The organism is Archangium sp. (assembly GCF_036388035.1).
Lineage (GTDB): Bacteria > Myxococcota > Myxococcia > Myxococcales > Myxococcaceae > Archangium.
The window spans coordinates 1-10,743 of the sequence record NZ_DASVSO010000605.1 but is presented as its reverse complement, the minus strand read 5'-3'; the positions used below and the strand labels follow the sequence as shown (position 1 = coordinate 10,743).

At 71.5% G+C, this 10,743-nt stretch carries 8 protein-coding genes; 4 read left to right on the top strand and 4 right to left on the bottom strand.

Going from position 1 to position 10,743, the window contains the following annotated elements; translation table 11 throughout:
* Nucleotides 1-3,497 (top strand): DEAD/DEAH box helicase (locus tag VF697_RS24865; RefSeq protein ID WP_331099105.1); only part of this gene is annotated, 3,497 nt, incomplete at its 5' end.
* Here VF697_RS24865 and VF697_RS24860 read toward each other — a convergent pair.
* The 4 genes from VF697_RS24860 to VF697_RS24845 all read right to left on the bottom strand — a co-directional run bounded on the left by VF697_RS24860 (nt 3,481) and on the right by VF697_RS24845 (nt 8,126).
* A complete protein-coding gene (locus VF697_RS24860) occupies nt 3,481-4,227 on the bottom strand; it encodes a carbohydrate deacetylase (RefSeq protein WP_331099103.1) in 747 nt (248 codons plus the stop codon). The genes VF697_RS24865 and VF697_RS24860 overlap by 17 nt on opposite strands.
* Nucleotides 4,228-4,242: 15 nt before the next feature.
* Complete coding sequence (locus VF697_RS24855; RefSeq protein ID WP_331099101.1) at nt 4,243-5,286, bottom strand: hypothetical protein; 1,044 nt, start codon at nt 5,284-5,286, stop codon at nt 4,243-4,245.
* Between the two features lie 206 nt (nt 5,287-5,492).
* Complete coding sequence (locus tag VF697_RS24850; RefSeq protein WP_331099099.1) at nt 5,493-6,740, bottom strand: imm11 family protein; 1,248 nt, start codon at nt 6,738-6,740, stop codon at nt 5,493-5,495.
* 9 nt (nt 6,741-6,749) lie between these two features.
* Nucleotides 6,750-8,126, bottom strand: coding sequence for an AHH domain-containing protein (locus tag VF697_RS24845; protein WP_331099107.1), 1,377 nt, complete (start codon nt 8,124-8,126; stop codon nt 6,750-6,752).
* A gap of 220 nt (nt 8,127-8,346) precedes the next feature.
* Between VF697_RS24845 and VF697_RS24840 the strand changes: the two genes are divergently transcribed.
* The 3 genes from VF697_RS24840 to VF697_RS24830 all read left to right on the top strand — a co-directional run bounded on the left by VF697_RS24840 (nt 8,347) and on the right by VF697_RS24830 (nt 10,738).
* Nucleotides 8,347-8,802, top strand: a complete 456-nt coding sequence (locus VF697_RS24840) for a hypothetical protein (protein ID WP_331099097.1) — start codon at nt 8,347-8,349, stop codon at nt 8,800-8,802.
* 69 nt (nt 8,803-8,871) lie between these two features.
* Nucleotides 8,872-10,152, top strand: coding sequence for an amidohydrolase family protein (locus VF697_RS24835; RefSeq protein ID WP_331099096.1), 1,281 nt, complete (start codon nt 8,872-8,874; stop codon nt 10,150-10,152).
* 13 nt (nt 10,153-10,165) lie between these two features.
* Nucleotides 10,166-10,738: a peroxiredoxin gene (locus VF697_RS24830; RefSeq protein WP_331099094.1), complete on the top strand. Its 573-nt coding sequence runs from the start codon at nt 10,166-10,168 to the stop codon at nt 10,736-10,738.
* Nucleotides 10,739-10,743: the final 5 nt, after the last annotated feature.

Below are 10,743 nucleotides of genomic sequence, written 5' to 3'. Positions count from 1 at the left end.
GCTACACCCCCCTCGCGGAGCTGGAGTCGCTGCTGCCCCGGGGCTTCGGGGTGATGCACCGGCTCTATCTGCTGGATGGGTTTCCCCTCTCGGCCGTCCTGGACGGGTCGCTGGAGCTGCCCGCCTCCTGGTCCGACAAGGCCCGGGACACGTTCCGGCGAGCGGCGTGGAGCCGCGCCCGCGCCGAGGCCGAGCGCGTGCGCCTGGGGTTGGAGCACGAGCGCGCCCATCCCGTGTCGCCCCCGCCCACGGACGCGCGCCTTCTGCCCCTCGTACAGCAGCTCCAGCAGGCCCGGGCCCGGGCGCGCGAGCACGCCGTCCCACGCCTGCTGCCCGAGAACGAGCGACTCCTCTGCTTCCCGGAGAAGCGGCCCGTCGCGCATGCCCACGAGGCCCGCCATGGGCTGGCCCGGACGCACGTGCTCACGGAGCACATGCATGCGCAGTGCGTGCGGATGGACCTGTTGCACCTCCTGGAGGGCGACGAGGGCCTCGCCATCTCCTGCTCGTCCTGCACCCCGCGGGGGCGCACCCCCTGCCTCCATGTCCTCACCGCGCTGGACCTGCTGCTCGCCGCGCTCGGGGACTCGGAGCGGACGAAGGAGAACGCCCTGCTCGCCGAGCGGCTCTTCGTGGCGCCGGTCCACCAGGTCCTCGCGGCCATGGACACGGCGGGCCTGCTGGCCCGGACCCGGCGCGAGTCCAGGCCCGGCGGTCAGGTCAGCTTCCGCCTGGAGGGCGTCGCCGAGGGAGCGCCGTACCTGCGGGTCTACCTCCACCGGCCGTTGAAGCGCGGCGGCCTGTCCAAGGGGACGCAGGTGGCGCTGCGAGAAGAGGAGGAGGCCCGGGCCCTGCTGGGCTCGCCCGAGGAGGTGGAGGCCTTCGAGCTGTGCCGGCTCATCCCCCGCCTGCCGCATGACCTGACCGAGCGACACCGGCTGCTCGTCCAGGCGCTGAAGCTGCTCGCGCACCACCCTCGCCTGGTGCTCGAGTCGAGGCCGGAGGTGCCGCTGCGGGTGCGCTCCGTGCCGCTCGGCTTCGCCATCGAGGAGGGGGAGGAGGGCCTGCGCGTGCGACCCACGCTGGGCGGGGAGCCGGTGGCGGCGGGGGTGGTGCGCGGGCTGGGGCGGGGGCTGCACCTGCCGCAGCCGTGGCTCCACGTCGAGCACGAGCTGCCCCGGGTGACGCTGGTGTCCGCCTCGCCCGAGGCGCTCGCGGTGCTGGAGGCCGTGGGGGAGTACGGCGGACGGCTGCCCGCGTCGTCACGCGCGGAGCTGCTGCACCGGCTCGGCGGAGTGGAGGCGGCCTTCCCCGTGTCCCTGCCGCCCTCGCTGGAGGCGCGCGAGGTGCCGCCCGTGCCCGGGCTGCTGCTGCGCCTGCGTCCCACGGGAGGAGATGCCCTGGAGGGAGTGCTGCTCGTGCGGCCCTTGCCCGAGGCCCCGCCCCTCTTGCCGGGGGAGGGGGCCGACGTCGTCCGGGGCCTGCGCGGGAGCGAGCGGGTGCGGGTGCGGCGCGACCTGGAGGCCGAGCGCGCCGAGGCGACAGCGCTGATGGAGCGGCTGGCACTGCCCGTGGAGGAGCACGGCCGCTTCACCCTGGAGGGGGCGGAGGAGGCGCTGGACTTCCTCGAGCGGTTGGAGCCCCTGACGGGCCCCTCCCTGCGCGTGGAGTGGGAGGAGCACCCGTGGCGCGTGCTGCGCCTGCCGGATGCGCGGGGCCTGAAGGTGGAGGTGCACCGGGAGCGGGACTGGTTCGGCGTGAAGGGCGGTGTGGAGTTGGAAGGGGAGCGGGTGGAGCTGGCCGTGCTGCTGGACGCGCTGCGGCGGGGGCACCGCTACGTGCCGCTGGCGCCCGGGCGCTGGGCGAGGCTCACCGAGACGTTGCGCGAGCAGCTCGCGCCCCTGGCGGACCTGGCGCACCCCTCGCGGGGCAGGTGGGAGGTGAGCGCGGCGGCGGTGCCCGCGCTGGAGGCGCTGGCCCAGGTGGGCGCGGAGGTGGTGGCCCCGCCGGACTGGCGGCGGCTCGCCACCCGCATCCGCGAGGCGCAGGTGCGCCAGGTGCCGGTACCCCGGGGGCTGAAGGCCGAGCTGCGCGACTACCAGCGCGAGGGCTTCGTCTGGATGGCGCGGCTGGCGGAGTGGGGCGGGGGTGGGTGCCTGGCGGACGACATGGGGCTGGGCAAGACGCTCCAGGCGCTCGCGCTGCTGCTGCACCGGGCGGAGGCGGGCCCGGCACTGGTGGTGGCCCCCACCTCGGTGTGCTTCAACTGGAGGCGCGAGGCGGCGCGCTTCGCCCCCTCGCTGAAGGTGCACGCCTACAGCGAGGCGGACCGGGAGGCGCTGCTCTCGGAGCTGGGGCCCGGGGACGTGGTGGTGGTCAGCTACGGGCTGCTGGCGCGCGAGGCCGAGCGCTTCAGCGCGGTGTCCTTCGCCACGCTCGTGGTGGACGAGGCGCAGGCGGTGAAGAATCCGGACACGGTGCGGGCCCGGGCGGTGCGGGGGCTGAAGGCGGAGGCGCGCATGGCCCTCTCGGGCACGCCGGTGGAGAACCGGCTGTCGGAGCTGTGGAGCCTCTACCGGCTCGTCTTCCCGGGGCTGCTGGGCAGCCGCGAGTCCTTCCGCGAGCGCTTCTCCGGCCCCATCGAGCGCACGAAGGACCCCCAGGCCCGCGCGGCGCTGGCGCGGGTGGTGCGGCCCTTCCTGCTGCGGCGCACCAAGGCGGAGGTGGCGCGCGAGCTGCCGCCGCGCGTGGAGACGGTGGTGCCCATCACCCTCTCGGAAGGCGAGCGCCGGCTGTACGAGGACACGCGGCTGGCGGCGCTGGCGCGGCTGCGGGACGCCTCGGGGCCGGCCAGGCGCTTCGAGATGCTGGTGGCCCTCACCCGGCTGCGGCTGGCGGCCTGCCACCCGAGGCTGGTGGACGGGGACTCGCCGCTGCTGTCCTCCAAGCTGGAGCGCTTCCTGGAGCTGGTGGACACCCTGCGCGCCGAGGGGAGCCGGGCGCTCGTCTTCAGCCAGTTCGTCAAGCACCTGGCGCTGGTGCGCGAGGCGCTGGAGGCGCGGGGCGTGCCCTTGCAGTACCTGGACGGGCAGACGCCCGCGCCCGAGCGCGAGACGCGGGTCATGGCCTTCCAGCGGGGCGAGGGCGACGTCTTCCTCATCTCCCTGAAGGCGGGGGGCACGGGCCTCAACCTCACCGCGGCGGACCACGTCCTGCACCTGGATCCGTGGTGGAACCCGGCGGCCGAGGACCAGGCCACGGACCGGGCCCATCGCATCGGCCAGACGAAGCCCGTCACGGTGATGCGCCTCATCTCCGAGGGCACCATCGAGGAGGCCATCCTCACGCTGCACGAGGAGAAGCGGGACCTGGCCAACAGCCTGCTGTCCGAGGCGGACGGGGCGGCGGCGCTCTCCACCGAGCAGCTCCTCGCGCTGCTGCGCTACGGGCCCGAGGCGGAGTCCTCCCCGGGCGCCCCGCCTACCGGGCCCGGGTGAGGACGCGGAAGTCCGTGGGCTTCACCCCCAGGTGCGAGAGTGCCAGGCGGGCCCGGGGGTGGAGGAAGGTGGCCAGCTCCACCTCGCGCTGCTGGGCGTAGCCGCTCTTCACCGCCTCGGGGGTGTAGCCCGGGTGGCACATCAGCTCGGTGACGCCCTCCTCGGGCAGCTTCGCGAGCTGCTCCTCCAGCCGCTCCACCGTCCAGTACGCCTCCGCGCCCGCGTCCCCGATGAAGTGGTCGTTGGTGAGCACGCCGTGGGCCCGCAGCGTGCGGCGCATCTCCTCGTCGAGGGAGCGCACGGGCACCCCGGCGGTGCGGGCGGCGCGCGCCAGCCCCTCGAGGACGCCGGGGTGGCGGTGCAGGTGCTTGTGGACGTCCACGTGCGTGGCGGGCTGGCCGAGCAGCTGGTCCAACCGCTCCAACTGGGCGAGCGTCTCCGCCTCCACCACGTCCGGCGTCAGGTGCGCGGCGAGTGGCTCGGAGAAGGCCCCGCCCGAGAGGACATTACCGGGGAAGGCGGCCCACACGGGCAGGCCCCGGGCGAGGTTGAGGTGCAGGCCGAGGGCCAGGCCCCGGGCCTCCTGGGCCGCCACCTCGGAGTAGGGCGTGTTGACCATGAAGGTGGCCGAGGAGACGACGCCCTCCTGCATGGCGCGGAGGATGCCGCGGGTGACGGCCGGGTCGTAGCCCAGGTCGTCGGCGTTGATGATGAGGGCACGCGCGGGCACGGCGGGGCTCCTTGTTCAGGGACGCGGGTGGGCGGAGAAGAAGAGCCACATCTGTCGCGTCGCGTCGAGGTCCTGCGTGGTGTAGCCGAGACTCGGTGGGACGAGCCCCCCGGGCCAGGTGTGGCCGCCGCCCTGCACGGTGCAGAGGGTGACATCGGCATTCTGGCCGCACCCGCTGTGGGTGAGGCAGGAGCTGTCGCCCACGTCGTACGTCGTCTGGTTGGCGCCCGTGCACGCGTTGCGGGTGGACCAGGCGGCGACCGACTCCTCCGCGGAGCCGTAGGTGCCGCCGAAGGGGATGTTGCCGCCCCCGTAGAGGATGGTCTGGTCGTCCGTGCCGTGGAAGTGGAGCACGGCCACCGGGCGCTCGGGCGAGCAGGGGCCGAAGCCCGCCATGCCGGCCACGGGCGCGATGGCCGCGAACTGCCCCGAGCGCTCGCAGGCGAGCCGGTAGGAGAAGAAACCTCCGTTGGACAGGCCGGTGGCGTAGATGCGCTGGGTGTCCAGGCACACGCGCGTGTCCAGGTCCGCGAGCAGCGCGTCCACGAAGCCCACGTCGTCCACGCGGGCGAGCTGCGAGGGGCCACAGCACACGCCCGCGTTCCAGCTGCGTGTGTCCTCGGTGCGAGGGTCCGGGGTGCCCGTGATTTCGGGCTGGTTCAGCCCGCGGGGATACACCGCGATGAAGCCCGCCGAGTCGGCCTGCTGGGACATCCGGCTCAGGAACTCCTGCTCCTTCTCGTCGGAGCTGTAGCCGTGGAAGGAGAGCACGGCGGGCGTGGGGCTCGTCGGGTTGTAGCCCGTGGGCACGCGGACGCGGTAGGCCCGCGTGCGCTCCGCGTGCGTGACGTTCAAGTCGTAGGTGCCGGGGCCCAGGGTGAGACCGCTGCAGGAGGTGCGCTCCGGCAGGGGCGCTGGGGCGGGCGGGGAGGCGGGACCCCAGCCCGGGTTCTGGGGTTGCGGCTCGGGCTGCGGCTCGGTGGTGCGGTCGGAGCAGGCGGGCGCGAGCAGCAGCGCGGCCACGCCGAGGACATTCATCAGGAAGGGGCGGGCGCTCATGGCGCCCTCAGCACTAACGATTCGGCGAGCACTCGGCAGCAAGCGAAGGGGCCTTGGTCCGGGAATCGAGCCGCCAGTGAACGCTTCACTTCTCCCACATCGTTCACCCGGCCCGTATGGACGAGCACCTGACAGAGCGCGGTGAAGGCGCGCGGCTCCTTCGGTTCGAGCCGGTCCGCCTCGAGGTAGGCCAGCCGCGCGAGCGCCTACACCACGGGTTTCCGTCGGAGCCGGGAGAGGTGCTCCTCGCCGCTGTCCGCGAAGCGCCGCGCCAACTCGGCGTGTCCCCGCGCGCCGTGCTCCAGCAGGTACGCCAGTTCCGCGGGCAGCAGCGCCTTGACGGTGACGAGCCGCACGTCCCCGAAGGGGGTGGAGAAGTGCCTCGGCAGCGTGCGTGACTCCACGCCCAGCAGCACCGCCACCCGGCCCTCGTCGGTGACGAGGGACTTGGGCATGCCCTTGCCGGACACCTCCATGGAGAAGAGACCTGCCTTCGCCCCCTCGCGCACGTGCTCGTGCTCGGCGACTTCATCCGCCACGCGATCCAACAGCATCAGGGGCCAGCCCTTCGAGATGTCCTTCACGGCCGCGTCCACCTCCAGGGCGAGCTCCAGGCCGAAGCCCACGGAGGGCTCCAGGCGCTCGATGAACGGGTCCGAGAGTCCATGCGTGACGAGCAGGGTACGCCCGGTCTCGCGGCGGATGACGCTCCAGAGCTGGCGCTGACCCGGCCACGCGCCGCTCATGGCGATGGGCATGAGGGCCTCCTTGTCCAGCGAGCCCATGAAGCGCCAGGCCGTTTCACGAGCGCTGCCCGCTGTCTCCAATAACTCGCGGCTCTTGCGGTACCGCTCGCGCTCCTCCTCACTGACGGTGCTCGGGCCGGTGACTTCCTTGAACCTGGCCCCAGTGGCGCCCATCCGCTCCAGTGCCTGTTTGATGTCCTCCGAGACGATGAGCACCACGTCCCACCCCCAGGGGCGGAAGACCTTGGCCTCGCCCACCTTCGAGGGATTGATGCGCATACCGTGGACCGCCCGGTATCGGCCCGTTTTCTCCGGACGGCCATCTTCCGGCTTCCAGTACTGCACCTCCTCGCAAGCCTCGTCGTCGATGCATTGCACGATGCGTGTACAGACGAGGATGTAGAACGGCTCGGGGTGCGCTTCGACGTGCACCGGTATGAGTTGCACGTCCTTGGAAGCCAGCTCGACGAAGACGGAGGCGGCTCTGGCGCTGACGAGGGGGATGCCAATGCCAGCCTCAGTGAAATCCAACTCCGTTCCATCTCCCCCACGTATTGGGATTCTGAGCCGCGTCTCTCCAGTGACCGGCTCTCCCTTCGTGAACGCGTAGTCGTCCACTTCCCGGCCCTGTGCGTCAGTCGGGGTGCCCAGGTCCCAGCGGCCGGGGATGTAGACGTCGTCGGTCAGGTCGAAGTACCGGATCGGCATGACATGGTCTTAACGCGGAGCGCTCTCGGAGAGGAGCTTGTAGAGCTTGGAGTTCTTATCAGTGAGTTCCTGCGCCATCCGTCGGAGTTCAGCGACCAGGGCGTTTCGACAGTCCAGGACCTTCTGGCATGTTGTCGTTGCGTCGCGCAGCCGTCTGTAGACCTCCTCGTGGTACGCCCGTGGATGAGGTCCTTTGTGCCCGGCGAGTTGGACCTTGTTGGCCGGGTCCTCCATCGACATTCCCGCCTTGTCGAAGAGCTTCTTGAATCGCTGTGTCCAAGGACCGCCCCGCAGGGTGGATTTCTCATTCTCGACGGTGGCGATGTGGTGCACCTCCGGCATCTTTCTCGCTGGCGGGGTAGCGCGCCCCACATGGCTCCGTGCCGCCATGCTCAAGACGTTGGCGGGAAGGACGACGCTGAAGGTGCCCTCGGCCACCGCGACCTTCACCTTGTCCGCTTGCTGCACGGCGGTGAGCACGTCGCTGATGTCGGCATGGGATTCGAGCGCACCGGCGGCCTTGGCGAAACCCGGCAGCTTCGGTGCGTTGGACACGAGCGCCGCCGTCTCGCCCACCGCCGCCGTGCCCAACAACAGGAGGATGCGCACGCTGTTGGGCCCGATGACCTTGCCGAAACGGTCGCCCGCCTCGCGCAACTCCGCGAACGTGGAGGCCTCCGCCGCCTCCTCCCAGAGTGCGAAGTAGGCGCGTGTCAGGTCGAAAAGCTCCCACCCCAGGTAGCCCCACATGATCAGGGCGAGCGCGGCGGCCACGCCTTTGGAGACGGGCTCGGGCGCGGCGACCAAGGCCATGTAGCCGATGAGGGTGATGCTCAGCGTTGTCCACAACTGCGTCGTGGAGAGCATGGAGCGCAGCTCCGCGTCGCGGGCTTCCAGCGCCGCATTCACGGCGAGCGCCAGCGCGAGGTCGCGCTTGTCCTCGCCGTCCAGCCCCGGCCCGTCCTTGAACAACTCCAGGCAGTCGCCGGGGGTGCCGCACCGCTCGCAGAAACGCCCGTAGGATTGCGCCAGGGGTGTGCGCCACTCCTCGCCCGTGAGCGGGGCGGAGGCCTGCGCCAGCCGCCGGTTGAGGTAGAGCGGGGGAGGGGTGCTGGCCACCCGAAGCGGCAGAGTGAGCACCAGGGTGGCCAAGGCGTCGTCCAGTTCGGATTCGCTCACCTGCACTGCCCCGAATCGCGTGGGCAGGGCGAGGTGGACCGGACCGTGCGCGGCCTCGTCCTCCGCTGTCTCCTCGGCGTCGACGACTGCCGTGGGGGGCCGCGTGTCCTCGTAGAAGCGGGGGGCCGAGGGTCGGTAGGAGGAGCCCGTGAGCAGGTTGCCTCGGGGCGCCCACGAAGCGCACCCGCTCTGGAGCACGAGCACCACGACTGCCAATACACTCAACCAGGGGCGATGCCGCGCACCTGCCGGGCGTGGACCCACGAGACGGGTGGACAATCAGTAACCTCCCCAGCAAGCGGCACGGATCGCCAACCGCGTTCCAAGGATTCTGCCAGGGCACCCGAGGTGATTCCTCGGAGCTGGAGACACCCTCCGGGGTGCGAGGCGCGGCGGTCAGCGCCATCCCCTGTTACATGGGAGGCCCATGTTCAGCACTCCGCTCGTTCTGCTCGCCCACGCGGCGGCCACGCTCTTCATGGTGGGCGTCATCTGGTTCGTCCAGGTGGTGCACTACCCCCTGTTCGCCAAGGTGGGCTCGGACGCCTTCGTCCCCTACGCCGCCGCCCACGGCACGCTCACCGGCTACATCGTGGGCCCTCCCATGGTGCTGGAGCTGCTCACGGCCGTGTGGCTGGTGGCGCACCCTCCACCCGGGGTGAATCCGCTGGTGCCCTGGGTGGGACTCGCGCTGGTGGGGGCGCTGTGGCTGTCCACCTTCTTCGTCCAGGTGCCCCTGCACGAGTCCCTCCGGGCGGCCTTCCAGCCGGAAGCCTGGAGGCGGCTCGTCGTGACGAACCTGTGGCGCACCGCGTTGTGGACCGTCCGAGGGGGCCTGGTCCTCTACGTGCTGTGGCGCGCCATGACGCGAGCGGAGTGCTAACCTGCGCCCCGGTCGGCGTCGCGGGCGGGGCGCGCTGATGGATGTGGTCTCGGACAAACCGGAGGGTCGGTGGGCACGCTGCTGAAAGGCGGAATCGTCGTCGAGCTCGAACCCGCGTGTGTCGAGCGGGTGGACCTGCGCATCGAGGGCGAGCGCATCGTGGCTCGCGGCCCCGATCTCAAGGCGGCGCCGGACGACGAGGTCATCGCCCTCTCGGGCAAGCTCGTCTTCCCGGGCCTGGTCAGCTCCCACCAGCGGCTCTCCGCGAGCCTGGGGCGCGGCATGCCCCGGCCCAAGCTGGAGGGCTACCAGGATCTGCTGGAGAAGGTGCGCTGGCCCTACGAGGAGGCGCTGGACCTGGACGCGGTGCAGGTGGCCGCGACCGCGGGCGGCCTCGAGGCGTTGCAGTGCGGCACCACCACGCTCTTCGACCTGCACTCCTCGCCCAAGGCGGTGCAGGGCTCCCTGCTGCGCATGGGCCGGGGGCTGCACGAGGTGGGCATGCGCGGGGTGCTCTCCTACGCGGTGACGGATCGCAAGGGCGCGCTGGGCCGCGAGGAGGGGCTGGAGGAGACGGTGGCCTTCACGCGCAAGGCGCGCGGGCGGCTGCGCGGACAGGTGGGCGCCGCGCCGCTCTTCACCGTGGGCAAGGAGGCCCTGGAGGGGCTCGCCGAGGCCCTCGAGAGCACCCACACCGGGCTGCACGTGCCGCTGGCGGAGGACCCGCTGGACGAGAAGCTCTCGACGGAGCGCTACGGCGCCTCGCCGGTGATGCGGCTGGTGGACGGCGGGCTGCTGTCGCCGCAGACGCTGCTGGCGTACGTGGGGCACCTGTCCTGGCCGGAATTGGCGCAATTGCTGCCCACGGGGGCCTGGCTGGCGCACACGCCGCGCTCGAACATGGAGAGCGAGGTGGGGTACGCGCCAGCGCTGAAGTTCGGCCACCGGGCCACGCTCGGCGCGGATGGGGTGAGCGCGGACATGTTCGCCGAGGCGCAGGCGGCCTGGCTGCGCTCGCGCGACGCGGGCCAGCCCATCGACGTGCTGCGCTACCTGGCCAACGGGCAGCGCCTGGCCTCGCAGACGTTCGGCACGCAGGTGGGGCTGATGCGCGAGGGCGCGCTGGCGGACCTGCTCCTCATGGACTACCAGCCGGCCACGCCGCTGACGGCGGAGAACCTCGCCTGGCACGTGGTGTTCGGCCTGGGCTCTCGCCACGTCGAGTCGGTGATGGTGGACGGCGTGTGGCGCGTGTGGGCGCGCCGGCCCCTGTCCGTCAACCCGTCGGTGGTGGCGGAGCAGGCGCGCGAGGCCGCCGCTGCCGTCTGGGCGCGGATGAGCGAGAAGTGATAAGCAGGCGGGCATGCTCATTCCAACGCTCGTGGCTGGCTTCTTCGCGGGAGCCACCCCTCAAGTCGGGGACGTGGCGCCGGACTTCACGGTGGAGGACACCGCCGGCAAGTCGTACACCCTCTCGCAGCTGGTGAAGGACGGCCCGGTCATCCTGGCCTTCTTCCCCAAAGCATTCACAGGTGGTTGAACGCGCGAGCTCTCGGCGTACCGGGATCGGTACGCGGATATCGAGAAGCTCCACGGCCAGGTCCTGGCCGTCAGTACGGATGACAAGGAAACGTTGGCGAAGTTCAAGGAGTCGTTGAAGGCGCAGTTCCCGTTCGTTCCGGATCCCGACGCCAAGCTGACGAACCTCTATGAGGTGAAGACGCCGGTGTTGAAGCTGGCCAATCGCTACACGTTCGTGATCGGCGAGGAGCGGAAGATCCTGAAGGTGGAGTCCGGCAAGGACGCCATCGATCCGAACGGGGCCATCGTGTCCTGTCCGATCCGCAAGCCGAAGGCGGACGCGGGCGTGGATGCGGCGGTGAAGGAAGCGGGCAAGGGCACGGACGCGAGCAAGGGTCCGGGCACCCAGAAGTAGGCCCC

Bases quoted from the DNA above. Each gene is read 5' to 3' on its own strand.
- VF697_RS24855 (WP_331099101.1), bottom strand. From the start codon at position 5,286: ATGAGCGCCCGCCCCTTCCTGATGAATGTCCTCGGCGTGGCCGCGCTG.
- VF697_RS24850 (WP_331099099.1), bottom strand. From the start codon at position 6,740: ATGCCGATCCGGTACTTCGACCTGACCGACGACGTCTACATCCCCGGC.
- VF697_RS24840 (WP_331099097.1), top strand. From the start codon at position 8,347: ATGTTCAGCACTCCGCTCGTTCTGCTCGCCCACGCGGCGGCCACGCTC.